Annotated in this window: 13 protein-coding genes; 4 read left to right on the forward strand and 9 right to left on the reverse strand. The window is 65.0% G+C overall.

Features of this window, described 5'->3' with window-relative positions:
• Nucleotides 1-102 precede the first annotated feature (102 nt).
• Both ABB27_RS06990 and ABB27_RS06995 read left to right on the forward strand, forming a co-directional pair.
• Complete coding sequence (locus ABB27_RS06990) at nucleotides 103-3,264, forward strand: efflux RND transporter permease subunit (RefSeq protein ID WP_057627733.1); 3,162 nt, start codon at nucleotides 103-105, stop codon at nucleotides 3,262-3,264.
• Nucleotides 3,265-3,428: 164 nt separating this feature from the next.
• Complete coding sequence (locus ABB27_RS06995) at nucleotides 3,429-6,353, forward strand: ligand-binding sensor domain-containing protein (protein ID WP_057627734.1); 2,925 nt, start codon at nucleotides 3,429-3,431, stop codon at nucleotides 6,351-6,353.
• Nucleotides 6,354-6,412: 59 nt separating this feature from the next.
• Here the strand turns inward: ABB27_RS06995 and gdhA are convergent, their stop codons facing one another.
• From gdhA to ilvC, 9 genes are all read right to left on the reverse strand, one after another.
• Nucleotides 6,413-7,756, reverse strand: coding sequence for an NADP-specific glutamate dehydrogenase (gdhA, locus tag ABB27_RS07000; RefSeq protein ID WP_244479172.1), 1,344 nt, complete (start codon nucleotides 7,754-7,756; stop codon nucleotides 6,413-6,415).
• Between the two features lie 119 nt (nucleotides 7,757-7,875).
• Nucleotides 7,876-8,937: a 3-isopropylmalate dehydrogenase gene (gene leuB / locus ABB27_RS07005; protein WP_057627738.1), complete on the reverse strand. Its 1,062-nt coding sequence runs from the start codon at nucleotides 8,935-8,937 to the stop codon at nucleotides 7,876-7,878.
• A gap of 238 nt (nucleotides 8,938-9,175) precedes the next feature.
• Nucleotides 9,176-9,754 (reverse strand): 3-isopropylmalate dehydratase small subunit, encoded by a 579-nt coding sequence (gene leuD, locus ABB27_RS07010; RefSeq protein ID WP_057627740.1) that lies wholly within the window; start codon nucleotides 9,752-9,754, stop codon nucleotides 9,176-9,178.
• A 166-nt stretch (nucleotides 9,755-9,920) separates the two neighbouring features.
• Nucleotides 9,921-11,339, reverse strand: coding sequence for a 3-isopropylmalate dehydratase large subunit (gene leuC / locus ABB27_RS07015; protein ID WP_057627742.1), 1,419 nt, complete (start codon nucleotides 11,337-11,339; stop codon nucleotides 9,921-9,923).
• Between the two features lie 35 nt (nucleotides 11,340-11,374).
• The gene (locus ABB27_RS07020) at nucleotides 11,375-12,928 is read right to left on the reverse strand and encodes a 2-isopropylmalate synthase (RefSeq protein WP_057627745.1); all 1,554 of its coding nucleotides are present in this window, start codon (nucleotides 12,926-12,928) and stop codon (nucleotides 11,375-11,377) included.
• Complete coding sequence (locus ABB27_RS07025; protein WP_057627747.1) at nucleotides 12,925-14,025, reverse strand: threonine dehydratase; 1,101 nt, start codon at nucleotides 14,023-14,025, stop codon at nucleotides 12,925-12,927. The genes ABB27_RS07020 and ABB27_RS07025 overlap by 4 nt, the downstream gene beginning before the upstream one ends.
• Nucleotides 14,026-14,136: 111 nt before the next feature.
• Nucleotides 14,137-14,388: an ACT domain-containing protein gene (locus ABB27_RS07030; RefSeq protein ID WP_057627749.1), complete on the reverse strand. Its 252-nt coding sequence runs from the start codon at nucleotides 14,386-14,388 to the stop codon at nucleotides 14,137-14,139.
• Nucleotides 14,372-16,099, reverse strand: coding sequence for an acetolactate synthase 2 catalytic subunit (gene ilvG / locus ABB27_RS07035; protein WP_057627751.1), 1,728 nt, complete (start codon nucleotides 16,097-16,099; stop codon nucleotides 14,372-14,374). Before ilvG ends, ABB27_RS07030 begins: the two co-directional genes overlap by 17 nt.
• A gap of 43 nt (nucleotides 16,100-16,142) precedes the next feature.
• Nucleotides 16,143-17,117, reverse strand: a complete 975-nt coding sequence (ilvC, locus tag ABB27_RS07040; protein ID WP_057627754.1) for a ketol-acid reductoisomerase — start codon at nucleotides 17,115-17,117, stop codon at nucleotides 16,143-16,145.
• A gap of 31 nt (nucleotides 17,118-17,148) precedes the next feature.
• Between ilvC and ABB27_RS07045 the strand changes: the two genes are divergently transcribed.
• Both ABB27_RS07045 and ABB27_RS07050 read left to right on the forward strand, forming a co-directional pair.
• Nucleotides 17,149-17,715 (forward strand): hypothetical protein, encoded by a 567-nt coding sequence (locus ABB27_RS07045; RefSeq protein WP_152984474.1) that lies wholly within the window; start codon nucleotides 17,149-17,151, stop codon nucleotides 17,713-17,715.
• A 133-nt stretch (nucleotides 17,716-17,848) separates the two neighbouring features.
• A complete protein-coding gene (locus ABB27_RS07050; RefSeq protein ID WP_161809622.1) occupies nucleotides 17,849-18,589 on the forward strand; it encodes an AfsR/SARP family transcriptional regulator in 741 nt (246 codons plus the stop codon).
• The last annotated feature ends 16 nt before the right edge of the window (nucleotides 18,590-18,605 follow it).

The following is an 18,605-nucleotide window of genomic DNA, read 5'->3' on the forward strand; positions in this document are numbered from 1 at the left end:
CACCGTCGCCCTTCCCCCTGCGGTGGAAGCGGACGGGATGGGTACTGACGCTCGCGGCAATGCCGAGCGGCGCTGGATCCGCGCTGAAAAGGGGACTGAGGCGTGAAACGCTTCAATCTCTCCGAATGGGCGCTCGGTAACCGCCCGCTGGTGCTGTTCATGATGATCGCCATGGCGATCATCGGTGCCTGGTCATACAAGCACCTGGGCCAGTCCGAAGATCCGCCATTCACCTTCAAGGCGATGGTGGTGCAGACCATGTGGCCCGGTGCCACCGCCGAGCAGGTGTCCAAGCAGGTCACCGAGCCGATTGAAAAGGCGTTGATGAACACCGGTGAGTTCGAGTTCATCCAGGCCTATTCGCGGCCGGGTGAGTCGCAGGTGATCTTCATGGCGCGCGACTCGATGCCGTCCAAGGATGTGCCGGAGCTGTTCTACCAGGTGCGCAAGAAGGTCGGCGACATCCAGTCGCAGCTGCCGGCCGAAGTGATCGGGCCGTTCTTCAACGATGAGTTCGGCGACACCTTCGGCAATATCTATGCGTTGACCGGCAAGGGTTTCGACTATGCGCTGATGCGCGACTACGCCGACCGCATCCAGCTGCAGCTGCAGCGGGTGGACGATGTTGGCAAGGTCGACCTGATCGGCCTGCAGGACGAGAAGGTGTGGATCCAGTTGTCCAACACCAAGCTGGCCACGCTGGGCGTGTCGCTGCAGCAGGTGCAGCAGGCCTTGGCGCAGCAGAACGCCATCGCCCCGGCCAGCTGGTTCGAAACCCCGACCGACCGTGTGCAGTTGCGCGTCAGCGGCCAGTTCACTTCGGTCGAGGACATCCGCAACTTCCCGATCCAGGCCGGCGAACGCACCGTGCGGCTGGGCGATATCGCCGAGGTCAAGCGCGGCTTCGCCGATCCGGCCTCGGCCAAGATGCGCTTCATGGGCGAGGACGCCATTGGCATTGCGGTGGCGATGAAGGGTGGCGGCGACATCCTCAAGCTGGGTAAGACCCTGGACAGCGAGTTCGAACAGCTGCAGAAGACGCTGCCGGCCGGCATGCAGCTGCGCAAGGTGTCCGACCAGCCGCATGCGGTGAAGGAATCGGTGGGCGAGTTCGTCAAGGTGCTGACCGAGGCGGTGGTGATCGTGCTGCTGGTGAGCTTCTTCTCGCTGGGTTGGCGCACCGGCCTGGTGGTGGCGGTGTCGATTCCGCTGGTGCTGGCGATGACTTTCTTCGTCATGCATCAGTTCGATATCGGCCTGCACAAGATTTCGCTGGGTGCCTTGGTGCTGGCGCTGGGTCTGCTGGTGGATGACGCGATCATCGCGGTGGAGATGATGGCCACCAAGATGGAGCAGGGCTACGACCGCCTGCGTGCGGCCAGCTTTGCCTGGACATCCACCGCCTTCCCGATGTTGACCGGCACGCTGATCACTGCCGCCGGCTTCCTGCCGATTGCCACGGCGGCATCGAGTACCGGTGAATACACGCGCTCGCTGTTCCAGGTGGTGACGATTGCCTTGGTGGTTTCGTGGATTGCCGCGGTGCTGTTCATTCCCTACCTCGGCGACAAGATGCTGCCGGACCTGCACAACCCGCAGCCGCCGAAGCCGGGCAGCATTGCCGGGCGTTGGCGCGCGCTGCGCCTGCGCTGGGCCGACCGCAACCCGGCACTGGCCAACCTGGTCAGGCCGAAGGAACTCTCGCACGACCACGACCCGTACAAGAGCGCGTTCTATCAGCGTTTCCGGGTGTTCCTGGACGCCTGCCTGCGCCGTCGCTGGTTGGTGATCCTGGCCACTGCCGGCTTGTTCGTGTTCTCGCTGGTGATCTTCCGCTTCGTGCCGCAGCAGTTCTTCCCGGATTCGACCCGGCCCGAGCTGATGGTGGATATCGAACTGGCCGAAGGTGCGTCGTTGACCGCCACCCAGGCACAGGCGCAGAAGTTCGAGGCGCTGATCAAGGACCACAAGGGCGTGGCCAATTTCGTTGGCTACGTCGGCAATGGTTCGCCGCGTTTCTACCTGCCGCTGGACCAGCAGCTGCCGGCCACCAACTTCGCCCAGTACGTGGTGTTGGCCGAAGACACCAAGGCACGCGAGGAGCTGCGTGATTGGATGTTGAAGGAAGTGGTGCCGAAGTTCGGCGACGTGCAGCTGCGTGTGACCCGCCTGGAGAACGGCCCGCCGGTCGGTTACCCGGTGCAGTTCCGCGTTTCCGGCGAGCATATCGAACGCGTGCAGGCCATTGCCGCACAGGTCGCCGACAAGGTGCGGCAGAACCCGCATACCACCAACGTCAACCTCAACTGGAGCGAGCCGAGCAAGGTGGTACGGCTGGTGGTGGACCAGGACCGTGCCCGCGTATTGGGTGTGAGCAGCGCACAGATCGCGCAGTTCCTGACCAGTTCGCTGTCGGGCATGAGCGTGAGCACCTACCGCGAAGGCAACCGCCAGATCGGCATGTTGCTGCGTGGCCCGGATGACGAGCGTGCGCGCCTGGACATGCTGGGCAGCCTGGCCATTCCCACTGCCAGCGGCAAGCCGGTATCCCTGTCGCAGGTGGCCAAGCTGGAGTACGCCTTCGAGGACGGCATCATCTGGCACCGCGACCGCCTGCCCACGGTCACCGTGCGCGCCGACATCGGCGACAGCATGTTGCCGGTAGGCGTGGTCGAGCAGATCCTGCCGATCCTGGACGAGATCCGCGACGCCCTGCCCAGTGGCTATCTGCTGGAAACCGGCGGCACGGTGGAGGATTCGGCGCGTGGCCAGAACTCGATCAAGGCCGGCATGCCGCTGTTCCTGGTGGTGGTGGCGACCTTGCTGATGGTGCAGCTGCGCAGCTTCTCGCGGGCGGCGATGGTGTTCATCACCGCGCCGCTGGGCATCATTGGTGCCACCTGGTTCCTGCTGCTGTTCCAGGCGCCGTTCGGTTTTGTGGCGATGCTGGGCACCATTGCCCTGGCCGGCATGATCATGCGCAACTCGGTGATCCTGATCGACCAGATCCAGCAGGACATCGATGCCGGCCATGACCGCTGGCACGCCATCATCGATGCCACCGTGCGCCGCTTCCGCCCGATCGTGCTGACCGCACTGGCGGCGGTGCTGGCGATGATCCCGCTCTCGCGCAGCGCCTTCTACGGCTCGATGGCGATCTCGATCATGGGCGGGCTGATCGTCGGCACGGTGTTGACCCTGGTATTCCTGCCGGCCTTGTATGCGGCCTGGTTCCGGGTGCGCCCGGATGAGGCCACGCACTGAGCCGGGCAACCGCTTACGGCTGGCCGGGTGATCGGCCAGCCGTAAGAAATGGCGATGGATTTCACGGTTGAGATGGTAAATTGGCGCCGCCGGCGGGGGAGCCGGTGTGACCTGCGGAGGCGGGTTTGTCCAGGCGCCAGAGGATTTTCGACGTCGTGACTGCAATGCCCGCCGGCCGCAATCGGTGGCTAGCGGTGCTGTGGGCCGTGCTTGCATGCACCCTGCTATGGGGCAGCAGCGCGTCGCTGGTATTGGCGGCGGGGCGGCATACCGTGGCCGGCTGGGGCATGGAACAGGGGCTGCCGCACAATCTGGTGCAGTCGGTGGCGCAGGGCAGCGACGGTTTCATCTGGCTGGGCACCTGGGAAGGTGTGGTCCGCTTCAACGGCCGCAGTTTCACCGTGTTCGATCGCCAGAACACCCCGGGGGTGGAACTGTCCGGGGTGCTGAGCATCCTGCCCGAGGCCGATGGCGCAGTGCTGTTCGGCACGATTTCCGACGGCGTCTATCGCTATCACCGTGGCCGCTGGGAGGCGCTGGGCGGTGCCGATGCCCGGCACCTGTCGGTCACTGCCTTGCTGCGTGATCGCTCCGGCGGCTTGTGGATAGGCGCAAAAGAAAAACTATTGCGATTGCTGCCCTCTGGCCAATTGCTGGATGCCGGCCGCGCGGCTGGCCTGCCGGAAGTACCCATCACCGCATTGCGAAACGGCGCCGACGACACGCTGCTGGTGGCCACCGAGAAGGGCGTCTACCAGCTGCGGCAGGGGCAGTTGAGCGCATGGAACGACACCGCCGGTTGGGTGGTACGCGACCTGCTCGATGACGGCCACGGCGGCTGGGTGGTTGCGGCCGATGATGGTGTTCATTGGCTGCGCGGCAACGGCCAGCGTCAACATCTATTGCCGGGCGAGCGGGTGGACGCGGTGCGTCTGGACAGCAACGGCGCACTTTGGTTAAGCCTGTCGGCCGGGCGCCTGGTGCGCTGGAGCGCAGGCAGCATCGAGCGCATCGCGGTGCCGGGCCAGGTCAGCCCGGCACTGATGATCGATCAGGAAGGCCTGGTCTGGGCGGGCAGTACCGATGGCCTGTTCCGCATCGATGAAGGTGCCGCGCGCGGGCTCACCAGCGAGGACGGCCTGGGCTCGGACTATGTGCGCGCGCTGATCCAATCGGACAACGGTGATGTCTGGATCGGCCACTCCGAAGGCCTGAACCGGATGCGCGGTGATGCCATCAGCCACGTGCGCTTGCTACCCGGCAACGGCCGTGACGCCTCGGTGCTGGCGCTGGCCAGCCGCGATGGCAGCGTGTGGGCGGGCACGTACAACCAGGGTGTGTTTCGCCTGGATGGCAGCGGCCGTGTCATGCAGCAGATCCGCCTGCCCGGTACGGTGCAGCCGCTGGTACGCAGCCTGCTCAGTGAACGTGATGGCGGCCTGTGGATAGGCAGTTCGGAAGGCCTGTTCCATTACCAGCAGGGGCAGTTGCGCCATTACGGCCTGGACGAAGGCCTGCCAGGCCTGGCGGTGCATGCCTTGTACCGCGACCCGGCCGGCGTATTGTGGATTGGCAGCAATGACGGTGTGGCCAGCCTTGATCCTGATGGCAAGCTGCAGGGATGGTCGGCCGATCTGGATTTCCCGGCGCGCTACGTTTTTGATTTCCTTGGCGACGACAACGGCGACCTGTGGATGGCCACCGACCATGGCCTGCTGCGCAAGCGCGGCCTGGATATCACCGTGTTCGACCATCGCAACGGTCTGCCGCGGGACAAGATATTCCGGGTGATCGATGACGGTGCCGGCCATCTGTGGTTGCCCAGCAACCAGGGTGTGTTCCGGCTGGATCGGCGTGACCTGATTGCGGTGGCCGCTGGCGCGCGCACCCATCTTGCGGTGCAGGTGCTGGACCATACCGACGGCATGCCCAGCAGCCAGGGCAATGGCGCCTCGTCGCCGGCCGGCTGGCTCACCCACAAGGGGGAGTTGTTGTTTCCCACGGGCGGTGGCCTGGCGGTGATCGACCCGCAGCGGGTGGACGGCAATACCCGCTTCCGCAAGTTTCCGGTGGTCATTGAAAGCGTGGTGGTCGATGGTGATCCACAGCCATTGCGCAGCGCCTATGGGCTGCCGGCCGGGGTGGAACGCATTGCCGTGGCCTATAGCGGGCTTGGCTTCCGTGCACCGGACAAGATGCGCTACCGCTATCGCATGGAAGGGTTTGACACCGCTTGGGTGGATGCGGGCAGCCGCATCGAGGCGGTCTATACCAATCTGCCGCCAGGACAGTACCGGCTGCGGATCCAGGCGATGTCGTTGCCGTTGGATTGGGAAAATACCAGCCGTGGTGGCGAGGCAGTGCTGAACCTGGACGTCGCCGCACCACTTTGGCAGCGGCCTTGGGTGCGCTGGTTGAGTGGATTGGCCTTGCTGGCCTTGCTGCTGTTGTTGCTGGGCTGGCGCGCCACAAGCTACCGCTTGCGGCAGAAGCGCTTGAACAACGAAATCGCCGCGCGCACGCAGGAATTGAGCGAGAAGAACCGCGCGCTGGAACAGGCCGATTTCGAACGCGCAAGTTTGTTGCAGCGGCTGGAACACCAGGCCATGCACGACGCGCTCACCGGCCTGCCCAATCGACGCGCCGGCGATGCCTACCTGCAGAAGGCGCTGTTGCAGGCGGCGGCCGACGGCAAGCCGCTGACCGTGGCGCTGGTCGACGTTGATCACTTCAAGCAGATCAACGACCGTTACGGCCACGATGCCGGTGATCAGGTGTTGCGCGATATCGCCAGTCTGCTGCAGTTGCGCTTGGGCAAGTCGCAGTTTGTGGCCCGCCATGGTGGCGAGGAGTTCCTGGTGGTGATGCCGGGCCTGTCATTGCAGGACGCGGTGACGGTCCTGCAGGAACTGCGCATGCGATTGGCACGGCTGCGCTTTGAAGAAGTGGATGCGGAAGTCAGTGTGACCGTCAGCATCGGTGTTGCCGCGCTGGGGCCGGGCCAGAACACCGGGCGTACGCTGCTGGCAGCGGCGGACCGGCAGCTGTATCGGGCCAAGCGCGAAGGACGCAACCGGGTGCTGGCGTGATGCCGCCGCAGCGGTGCCGGTAAGCACCGCTGCGGCAACAAGTCCAGGCGCGGCTGGGCTCAGTACAGGCCCTGCGCCAGCATCGCGTCGGCAACCTTGACGAAGCCGGCGATATTGGCGCCATCGACATAATTGACGCTGCCATCGGCTCGCACGCCGTGCTGCACGCAGTTGGCGTGGATCTCTTTCATGATCACGTGCAGGCGTTCGTCGACGTCGGCGTGGCGCCAGGACAGGCGCAAGGCGTTCTGGCTCATTTCCAAGCCTGAGGTGGCTACGCCACCGGCATTGCTGGCCTTGCCGGGTGCATACAGCGTGCCGGCCTGCAGGAAGACATCCACCGCTTCCAGCGTGGACGGCATGTTGGCGCCTTCGGCCACGCACAGCACGCCGTTGTGCACCAGGGTGCGCGCGTCGGTTTCATCCAGTTCGTTCTGGGTGGCGCAGGGCAGGGCGATATCGGCCGGGATATGCCAGGGGCGGCGGTCGGCCAGAAACTCGAAGCGGGCGTCGTCGGCCAGTTCGGAGAGCCGACCGCGGCGTTCGTTTTTCAATGCCATCACTTCCTGCATGGCGGTTTCGTCGAAGCCGTCGCGCGCGTACAGGGTGCCGCCGGAGTCGGAGAAGGTCAGCACCTTGGCACCGAGATCACTGGCCTTGATCGCCGCGTACTGGGCCACATTGCCCGAACCCGAAATCAGCACCTTGGCACCGTGGGTCTGGCGCTTGGCATGGTGCAGCATCTGCTCGACGAAGTAGACCGTGCCGAAGCCGGTGGCTTCCGGGCGCATCAGGCTGCCGCCATAGGCCAGGCCCTTGCCGGTAAACACGCAGGCGGCATCGTTGCTGAGCTTCTTCATCATGCCGGCCATGAAGCCGACCTCGCGCGCGCCGACGCCGATATCACCGGCCGGCACGTCGGTATCCGGGCCGAGGTGGCGGTAAAGCTCCAGCATCAGCGCCTGGCAGAAGCGCATCACTTCGCCATCGCTCTTGCCCTTGGGGTCGAAGTCCGAGCCGCCCTTGCCACCGCCCATTGGCAGCGTGGTCAGCGCGTTCTTGAAGGTCTGCTCGAAGGCCAGGAACTTGAGGATGGACAGGTTCACCGACGGGTGGAAACGCATGCCGCCCTTGAACGGGCCAATGGCCGAGCTGTGCTGCACGCGCCAGGCGCGGTTGACGTGGGTCTGGCCCTTGTCATCGGCCCAGGCGACGCGGAACTGGATGACCCGCTCCGGCTCGACCAGACGTTCCAGCAACCCGTACTGCGTGTATTTCGGGTTCTGCTGCAGGAACGGCCACAGGCTGTGGGCCACTTCCTTTACTGCCTGCAGGAACTCGGATTGGTTGGGGTCGCGCTTGGCCACGTAGGCCAGGAAGTCGTCGGGGGTACGGTAGTTCAAGGTCATTCCTTTGTTGATGCGGGACCTGAAGCGACAGGTCCAATGAAGAAACGGCGAGGTATCCACCTGCGGGAATGGCCCGCAAAAAAAGACGCGGCCAAGGGCCGCGTCGAGGTACTTCAGTGCAACTGTGCAAGCACGGACTGGCCGGCTTGCTGGGTGCTGAGTGCCTGGCCTTGCGCGGCGAGATCAGCGGTGAACTGGCCCGCATCAAGCGCGGCGCTCACCGCCTGCTCGATGGCGGCCGCCTCGTCCTCCAGCCCCAGCGAATGGCGCAGCAGCATGGCCGCGCTCAAGATGGTGGCATAGGGATTGGCGATGCCCTTGCCGGCGATGTCCGGCGCCGAACCATGGATGGGTTCATAGATGCCGACCTTGCCCTGTTCGCCCAACGAGGCCGACGGCAGCAGGCCCAGCGAGCCGGCCAGCATCGAGGCTTCGTCGGTGAGGATGTCGCCGAACATGTTCTCGGTGACGATCACATCGTAGACGCGCGGCTTGGCGATCAGGTGCATGGCCATGGAATCAACCAGCTGGTGTTCCAGTTCAACGTCCGGGAATTCTTCGCGGCCGATGCGGGTGGCGATGTCACGCCACAGGCGCGAGGTTTCCAGCACATTGGCCTTGTCCACCGAGGTCAGCTTGCCGCGACGGGCCTGGGCCAGGCGGAAGGCGCTGCGCAGCACGCGCTCGATCTCCACCGTGGTGTAGCGGCACAGGTCGCTGGCGCTGTCGGCATCGCGGGTCTTGTCGCCAAAGTAGATGCCGCCGGTCAGCTCACGCACGACCACGAAATCCACGTCCTTGAGCAGTTCCGGCTTGATCGGCGAAGCATTGAGTGCCGCCGGATGGGTGCGCACCGGGCGCAGGTTGGCGAACAGGCCCAGCGCCTTGCGGATGGCCAGCAGGCCTTGTTCCGGACGCACCTTGGCATTCGGGTCGGACCACTTCGGGCCACCGACGGCGCCCAGCAGGACCGCATCGGCCTTGCTGCAGGCATCCAGCGTGGCAGCCGGCAGCGGCTCGCCGTGCCTGTCGATGGCAATGCCGCCGATGTCGTATTCGCTGAAGTTGAAACTGTGGCCGAAGCGGCTGGCGATGGCCTTGAGCACGTCAACGGCGACGGCAGTGATTTCAGGACCGATGCCGTCACCCGGCAGTACGACGATGTTGGCTTGCATGTAAAGGTTCCGGTTGCTGTTGTTGTCTTTAAAGCCCCTCTCCCTCCGGGAGAGGGGTTGGGGTGAGGGTGGGGAGCATCGCGTGCTGTTTGGCCATGCGAGGCTTCGCCCTTACCCTCATCCGCCCCTGCGGGGCACCTGCATTCGGCACATCCATGTGCCTCACCCTACGGGCGGCTACGCCGTGCAGTCCGGCAATCCTGCCGGACTGTCTCCCGGAGGGAGAAGGGCAGGTCGGTCACGCCGCGCGAGCAGCCTCAAAACGGCCAATCTCATCCGCACGCCCCAGCAACCAACCCAGCTGGTCCACGCCTTCCAGCAGGCAGGTCTGCGAGAAACCATCCAGCGGGAAGTGATAGACCTTGCCGCTGGAGGTGTGCAGCTCACGGCTGGCCACATCCACGGTCAATTCATCGTCCGGGTTCTGCATCAGCTCCTGCACGTCGGCTTCGTCCAGCACGATCGGCAGCAGGCCGTTCTTCAGCGAATTGCCACGGAAGATGTCGGCGATCTCGCTGCTGACAATCGCCTGCAGGCCCAGGTCGGTCAATGCCCAAGGCGCATGTTCGCGCGAGGAACCACAACCGAAGTTGCGCCCGGCCAACAGGATGGCGCGGCCCTGGTTGTGTGGCTGGTTGAAGGCGAACTCGGCATTGGGCGTGCCATCGGCCTGCCAGCGCCAGTCATTGAATGCGTTCTTGCCCAGGCCGGCACGCTCGGTGGTGGACAGGAAACGCGCCGGGATGATCTGGTCGGTGTCGATATTGGTCTGGCGCAGCACCACGGCGCGCGAAACGATGCGGGTCAGGGCAGCCATCAGTACAGCTCCAGTACGTAGCCCTTCTCCCTGCGGGAGAAGGTGGCGCGCAGCGCCGGATGAGGGTGGGCTTGCGCAGGGTGTTTGCCGGAATGAGCAGCGGTCGCCCTCATCCGCCCCTTCGGGGCACCTTCTCCCGCGGGGAGAAGGGTAGATGCCTTCGCCATCACGCCACCTCCTTGGCAAACAGCTCACGGGTATCGGCAACATGGCCATTGACTGCGGCCCAGGCCGCGCTCATCGGCGAGGCCAGCAAGGTGCGCGAACCGGGGCCCTGGCGACCTTCAAAATTGCGGTTGCTGGTGCTCACCGCCAGCTGACCGGGGGCGACCAGATCACCATTCATGGCGATGCACATCGAGCAGCCCGGTTCGCGCCATTCGGCACCGGCGGCACGCACGATCTCGTGGATGCCTTCGGCTTCGGCATCGCGCTTGACGATCTCCGAACCCGGTACCACCAGCATGCGCACACCATCGGCAACGCTGCGACCGCGCAGCACCTGTGCCACTTCGCGCATGTCGCTGAGGCGGCCATTGGTGCAGGAGCCGACAAACACCACGTCCACCGGCGTGCCAATCAAGGCGTGGCCGGCTTCGAACTTCATGTAGTCCAGGCCCTTCTGCGCGGCGGCATCGTTGGCGGCCGGGATCGGCGCGTCAACCGCAATCGCGGTGCCCGGGTGCGTGCCCCAGGTCAGGGTCGGGCGGATGTCGGCGGCATCGATGTTCACTTCGACATCGAAGCGCGCGCCGTCGTCGCTGTTCAACGAGGACCAATACGCCACGGCCTTGTCGAAGTCGGCGCCCTTGGGGCCGCGCGGGGTCTTGGCGACCCAGTCGAAGGTGACCTGGTCCGGTGCGACCATGCCGGCGCGGGCGCCGGCTTCGATCGACATGTTGCACAAGGTCATGCGCTGTTCCATGTCCATCGCGCGGATCGCCGAGCCACGGAATTCCAGCACGTGGCCGGTGCCGCCGTTGACGCCGATCACGCCGATGATGTGCAGCACCACGTCCTTGGCGCCGACACCGGCTGCCAGCTTGCCGTCCACAGTGATCGCCATGGTTTTGGCCTTGCGCTGCAGCAGGCACTGCGTGGCCAGCACGTGGCCGACTTCGCTGGTGCCGATACCGAAGGCCAGCGAGCCGAAGGCACCGTGGGTGGAGGTGTGGCTGTCACCGCAGACGATGGTCATGCCCGGCTGGGTGAAGCCCTGCTCCGGGGCAATGACGTGGACGATGCCGCGGCTGGCCGAGGCCATGTCGAACAGCTCGATGCCGTACTCGGCGCAGTTCCTGGCCAGGGTTTCGACCTGCGCTTCGGAGGCCTTGCTGGCATAGGGCAGCTTGCCATCCGGGCCGGCGGGCAAGGTCGGCGTGGAGTGGTCCATCGTCGCCTTGGTGCGGTCGGTACGGCGCGGCTTCAGGCCACGCGCGCGAAGTTCGGTGAAGGCCTGCGGTGAGGTCACTTCGTGGATCAGGTGCAGGTCGATATACAGCACGGCCGGCGCGTTGTCGGACTCGGGGACGACAACATGGGCGTCCCACAGTTTGTCGTACAGGGTTTTGGGTGCGGAGCTCATCAGTACGTTCCGTTGCCTATGTTCTGCCGTCGCGCTCAGGCGCTGACGGCTTCCTCGGTCTTGCTGCCTTGACGCTGGCGCAGCAGGCGGTTGGTGACATCCAGCCAGGCCAGTGCGCTGGCCTCGATGATGTCACGGCTGGTGCCGGTGCCTTCGAGGATCTCACCTTCGTGGCGCACGCTCAGGTTGGCCTCGCCACGTGCATCGGCGCCGATGCCGACGCTGTGCACGTGGTAGCTGTCCAGGCTCAGCTGGATGCCGGTGGCGGCCGACAGCGCCGAGAACAGTGCATCGACCGGGCCGTCGCCCTGCGCGGTTTCAGCCACGCGGTTGCCTTCCGGATCGGACAGTTCAACCAGTGCGTTGGCGCGGCTGCCGACATCGCTGATGGTCATCGATGCCAGGCGGTAGCCGTCGCTGCTGGAGGTACCCTGCATCAGGGTCTGCAGGTCGGCGTCGGTGACCACGCGCTGCTGCTCGCACAGCGCCTTGAACTGCTCGAAGACCAGCTTCAGTTCTTCTTCTTCCAGCCAGAAGCCCAGCGCACGCAGGCGTGCCTCGACCGCGGCGCGGCCGCTGTGGCGGCCCAGCACCATCTGCGAGGATTCCCAGCCCACGTCTTCCGGACGCATGATTTCGTAAGTGTTGCGATTGCGCAGCATGCCGTGCTGGTGGATGCCTGATTCATGCGCGAAGGCATTGGCGCCGACGATGGCCTTGTTGCGCTGGACCGGCATGCCGACCAGGCGCGACAGCAGCTGCGAGGTCGGCACGATGCGCTGGGTGTCGAAGCCGGTATCGAAGTTGTAGAAGGCATTGCGCACCTTCAGCACCATCGCGATTTCTTCCAGCGCGCAGTTGCCAGCGCGCTCGCCGATGCCATTGATCGAACCTTCCACCTGGCGCGCACCACCTTCGATGGCGGCCAGCGAGTTGGCCACCGCCAGGCCCAGGTCGTTGTGGCAGTGGGTGCTGAAGATCACCTTGTCGGCACCGGCGGCATTGCCGATCACGTGCTGGAACATCGCGCGGATTTCTTCCGGCGTGGTGAAGCCGACGGTGTCGGGCAGGTTGATGGTGCGTGCACCGGCGGCAATGGCCACCTGGGTGACTTCGGTCAGGAAGTCCAGTTCGGTGCGGGTGGCGTCTTCGGCGGAGAACTCGATGTCATCTAGATAGCCGCGCGCCATGCTCACGTGCTTGTGCACCGATTCCAGTACCTGCTCCTTGCTCATCCGCAGCTTGTGCTCGCGGTGCAGCGGGCTGGTCGACAGGAATACATGCAGGCGCGGGCGCGCAGCGGCTTCCAGCGCCTTGACCGAGGTTTCAATATCGCCGGCCAGGCAGCGCGACAGCACTGCCAGGACCGGCTGTCGTACCTCGCGGCCGATCAGCGCCATGGCTTCACGGTCGGATTGCGAACTTGCGGGGAAACCGGTTTCGATCACGTCCACGCCCAGTTCCGCCAGCGCCCTTGCCATCACCAGCTTCTGTGGTGGCGTCATGCTGCAGCCGGGTGATTGCTCACCGTCACGCAGGGTCGTGTCGAAGATGGTAATTCGCGGGGTGTTGTTGGTTGGAGTATTCACCAGAGGGTCTCCTCGACTGCGGCGGTAACGGGAAATTTGGGGGATTCGGTTTTGGAACTGCGCTGTGTCGATGCAACGACACGGCTTCTAAGTCGTTCGGCGTTACGCCGTCGAGGTTTGCGTGGAGGGCTGGGGCGGACTTCAGACAACAAGGTCGACAATACCGTGGCGTCGATGTTGCCGCCGGACACCACTGCGCATTTACGCTTGCCGGAAACACGGCGGCCGGCTGCCAAGGCCAGCGCGCCGGCGCCTTCGGCGATGACGTGTTCTTCCAATGCCAGCCGCACCAGGGTTTCGCGCAGCTCGGCCTCGCGCACGATGACCACATCATCGAGCAGACTGGCGCACAGCCGGCGGGTGATGAAGCCGGGGATTTTGACCTTGACGCCATCGGCCAGGGTCGGCACCGGGTCGATCTCGCGCACGTCACCCTTGATGGCGCGGGCCATGGAATCCACGCCCTCGACCTGCGCGCCGATGATGCGCACGCCCTGCGACTTCAGTGCCAGTGCCACGCCCGATGCCAGGCCGCCGCCGCCGATCGGCACGATCACCACGTCCGGCGCATGCGGGGCGATCTCGATGCCCAGTGTGCCCTGGCCGGCGATCACGTCCGGATCGTCGAAGGCGGACAGGAAACGGTAGCCATTCTGCTCGGCCAGCTCGCGGGCGAAGGCAAAGGCTTCGTCATAGCTGTTGCCATGCTGGCGCACGGTGGCGCCCCAGTGCTGGACGCCGGCAATCTTGGTGGCCGGTGCGCCGTGCGGCATCACCGTGATCGCCTGCACCCCCAGCCGGTGCGACGCCCAGGCCACGCCCTGTGCGTGGTTGCCGGCCGAAGCGCAGATCACCGGGCGCTCGTCGCCACGTTCCAGCGCGGCCAGCATTGCGTTCAGGGCGCCACGCACCTTGTAGGAACCGGTGCGCTGCAGGTTTTCCAATTTCAGCCAGGTGCCGAAACGCTCGGCGTAATGCAGCGGGGTAGGCGGCAGGAAACGGCGCAGGCGGGCCTGCGCGGCCAATACGTCGGCAACACTGACGTTCAGAACGTCAGTGGGTGCTGCAACTGCGACGGGGCGGCCACGATCAGGCATGTACGTGGCCGTCACCGCAAACCGGCGAACACCCTGTCGGTTGCCCGCGTTGAAGAAGACCCCTCCGTTGCTTGCGGCGGCGTACTACCGGTACGCCACTTACATCGCTGCTCATACGCTGCTACCTGCTACCGGTACCACGCGCACCGAATCGCAGTCATAGACTTTCTGCAACTGGTGGCACAGGGTTTCCAGCGGGCGCGTGCCATCGATGTCGATCTGCACGTGCCAGCGGCCGGCATCGTCGGCCTTGCGTGCGCCGGCAATGTTGCTGGCGGAAAAGCCGCGACGTTCGACCATGCCGAGCACGCGCACCAGCGCGCCTTCGGCAGGCTTCAGCACCAGGTCAAGCCGGTATTGCATTGGAACTCTCCTGCGTTGCCTTGGCATGGGCCGGGTTGCTGTCCAGCATGGTGCTGTTGGCGTTGTTGGGTGGCACCAGCGGCCAGACGTTGGCGCGTGCGTCGATGGCCACGTGCAGCAGCATCGGGCCGGGCGCGTCGAACAGTTCGGCCAGGCCGTCCTCGACCTCGGCACGGTCGACGATGCGCTTGGCCTTGATGCCGAACACCTGTGCCAGGGCGACGAAGTCCGGGTTGTCGGACAGGTCGATCTCGCTGTAACGCTCGGCGTGGAACAGCTCCTGCCACTGGCGCACCATGCCCAGCGAGGAGTTGTCCAGCAGCACGATCTTGATCGGCAGCTTGCAGCGGGCGATGGTCACCAGCTCCTGCACGTTCATCATGAAGCTGCCATCGCCGGAGACCAGCACCACGGTGCGCTCGGGGCAGGCGAACTGCGCGCCCATCGCCGCCGGCAGGCCGAAGCCCATCGTGCCCAGCGCGCCGGAGGTCAGGTGGTTGCGCGGATGGTTGAAGCGGCAGTGCTGCGCCACCCACATCTGGTGCTGGCCGACATCGCAGGCGATCACGGTGTCTGTCGGCGCCACTTCGCTCAGCCGCTTCAGCAAACGCGGGGCGTAGATCTGATCGCCGGGCGCATCGTAGCGGGCGGTGAACTTTTCGCGGTTGGCGGCGCAGCGGGCACGCCAGGTGTTGCAGTTGGCGCGCTCGCCAGTCAGCGCCAGCAGGCCGTCGCGGACGTTGCCAGGCAGCGAGATATCGGCGCCGCGCAGCTTGGATATTTCATAGATGTCCGCGTCCAGATGGATGACGCGGGCAAACGGGGCGAACTCGGCCAGCTTGCCGGTGGCACGGTCATCAAAGCGTGCGCCGACCACGATCAGCAGGTCCGACTCCTGCACCGCCATGTTGGCGGCGCGGGTGCCGTGCATGCCCAGCATGCCCAGGTATTGCGGATGGTTGGCGGGCAGGGCGCCCAGGCCGCGCAGGGTCAGCACGGTGGGGATGCCGGTGGCTTCGACGAACTGGCGGAACTCGCCCACCGCATCGGCCAGGGCAATGCCGCCGCCGCCGTAGATCACCGGCTTCTCGGCCTGGGCGATGGCAGCCAAGGCTTCCGCCAAGGCTTCGGCCGCCGGTGCCGGAATCGGATCAACCGAGGCCGGCACGTGATCGGGCAGATGTGCGGCACTGGCCAGCTGCACGTCCTTGGGCAGGTCGATCAACACCGGACCGGGCCGCCCTTCGCGGGCGACACGGAAGGCTTCAGCAACCACGTGGGGCAGCTCATCGACGCTGCGCACCAGCCAGCTGTGCTTGACGATCGGCAAGGTCATGCCGAACACATCCAGTTCCTGGAAGGCATCGGTACCCAGCAACGGGGTACCGACCTGGCCGGTCAGGCACACCATCGGTACCGAGTCGAGCATGGCATCGGCGATGCCGGTGACCAGGTTGGACGCACCCGGGCCGGAAGTGGCCACGCATACGCCGACCTTGCCGCTGGCGCGGGCGTACCCGTTGGCGGCCAGCGCCGCGCCCTGCTCGTGACGTACCAGGATGTGCTTGAGGCTGGAGTCCACCAATGCGTCATAGAACGGCATGATGGTGCCGCCCGGGTAACCGAACAGCGTTTGCACGCCTTCGGCTTCCAGGGCCTGCGTCAGCCAGCGTGCGCCATTGCGTGGCGCACCGGGGGTGGATGTGTTCATGGAGCGACCTTTGCCTGTTGCGGGTGGGGGACCGCCGCGTGGATTACGCGGTCTGACCTTGCAGCCAGACCATCTTGGCGCGCAGTTCCTTGCCAACCTTTTCGATCGGATGTTCCATGTCGGCCTGCTGGAACTTCTTGTAGTTCGGCAGGCCGGCGTCGTACTCGGCTTCCCAGTTCTTGGTGAAGGTGCCGTTCTGGATGTCGGTCAGCACATCCTTCATGCGTGCCTTCACCGAGGCATCGATGACGCGTGGGCCGCTGACGAAGTCGCCGTACTGCGCAGTTTCGGAGATGAACTCCAGCATGCGGGTGATGCCGCCTTCGTAGAACAGGTCGACGATCAGCTTCAGTTCGTGCAGCACTTCGTAGTAGGCGATTTCCGGCTGGTAACCGGCTTCCACCAGCGTTTCAAAGCCGGCCTGGACCAGCGAGGAAGCACCACCGCACAGCACGGCCTGCTCGCCGAACAGATCGGTTTCGGTCTCTTCCTTGAAGGTGGTCTTGATGATGTTGGCGCGGGCGCCGCCCAGGCCGGCGGCATAGGCCAGCGCGTACTGCTCGGCCTTGCCGCTCTTGTCCTGGTAGACCGCGTAGATGCAGGGCACGCCGCGGCCGATTTCATACTCGCGACGGACCAGCGCACCCGGGCCCTTCGGCGCGACCAGCACCACGTCCAGGTCGGCGCGCGGCTCGATCATGCCGAAATGCACGTTCAGGCCATGTGCGAACAGCAGGCAGGCGCCCTGCTTCATGTTCGGTGCCAGCACCTCGTTGTACAGCTTCTTCTGCACCATGTCCGGGGTCAGCACGGCGACCAGATCGGCGTCCTTGACCGCTTCGGCCGGGCTCTTGACGGTGAAGCCATCGGCCTGGGCCTTGACCTCGGTGGGGCCACCAGCGCGCAGGCCGACGATCACGTCGAAGCCGGATTCACGCAGGTTCATGGCATGGGCGCGGCCCTGGCTGCCGTAACCGACGACGGCGATTTTGATCTGGGGCAGTTCGTTGGTGCTCATGGTGCTTGGTTTCCTTGCGATGAAGAGAGACATGCAGAAAAAGAAACGGCCGTTGCGTCAGGACGCAGCGGCCGGGGTGGGCAGGGCAGACACCATGCAGGTCGCAGCGCTGCAGCTGGCAGCGTTGGCGGTGTGTTTGTTGAAGGTGTCTGGGGTCGAATACATGGTTTCAGATGAAATAGAAGCTGGAAACGAAAAACCCCGCGCCGGGGCCGGTGCGGGGTCTTTGTTCGAATCTGGCATTTTCTGCTACGCGCCAGCTCGCCCCGCCCCTGTAGGTTCGGTAATAAGTACGAGTACAAGCAGCGACGCCGCGGCGCGAGCCGGGGTCGAAGACAAGTTGGCGGTGGTGTTGTGGCGTTGCAGCATTAGTCGAGATAACCACCGCCGCCACGCGCTGTCAACGCTTGCAGGTGTGATTGCCCTGAACCGCCGCGCAAGCCCCGCCGTAGCGGCATGGTTGCGGCTGAAACCTCCACTGACGGCGACCTGCAGTGCGCGGATTGCGCGGATTCGGGCCGTTTATGGCCGCTTGAGTGAAGCCGGCGAAAGTTTTTTGCAGGTTGATGATTGGATTGCGCCGCTTTTGCCGGTTTAACAAGTAAGGGCCTCTTTTGCCGGGCCAGCCGGGGACAACCATGACGCAATTTGTAGAGCAGGACGCCGCATGCGCAGGCACCAACCGGTGTGGCGGGCACAGTGGCGCACCGATTACGGGCCTGGTCCAGCTGATGGGCCAAATCGACGGCTTGCCCGCGCCGCTGATCTATCGCAAGGGCTGGGCCCTGCTGGGCTACCTGGCGATGGAGTCCAACCGCATGCATTCGCGGGCGGCGCTGGCGGCGCTGCTGTGGCCCACCCTGGGCGAAACCAGTGCGCTGACCAACCTGCGCCAGGTGCTGAGCAACCTCAATCGTTTCTGCTGCATGGCCCTGGGTGCCGATGTGCTGCGCATCGAGCGCTCGGCGGTTGGCCTGATGCGCGGCAGTGAGCCCATGTTCGATATCGATCTGCTGCGGCTGGCGCCCTGTCAGTCGGTCTACCTGCTGGCCGAGCAACGGGTATTCATGGACGGCATGGAGGACATCGCCGACTCCAATTTTCAATCCTGGCTGGAAGCCACCCGGCAGATGCTGGAGGCCCAGCTGATGGGCGCGGCCGAGCGTTGCTGCGATGAGATGCTGGAAACCTCGCGCTGGGAACCGGCGATACAGCTGGCCCGTGCGTTGAGCCAGCGCGATCCGTGGAATGAAGCGCATGCGCGGCGGGTGATGCGCGCCCATGCCGGCAGCGGCATGCGCACGGCGGCGCTGAAGGTTTATCAGCGCTTCGAGTCGCTGCTGCGCAGCGAGCTGGGCTTGAACCCGGGCAAGGAGACGCGGCAGCTGTTGGAGCAGATTGGTGGCACTGTGCTGAATTGGGAATCCGGTCTGCGCAGCCCCGGTTACGAGACGGCGCACACACTGGCCTGAGCGGCGGATCGCGGTA

This window comes from Stenotrophomonas terrae, from assembly GCF_001431465.1.
In the GTDB taxonomy this organism is placed as follows: Bacteria; Pseudomonadota; Gammaproteobacteria; order Xanthomonadales; family Xanthomonadaceae; genus Stenotrophomonas; species Stenotrophomonas terrae.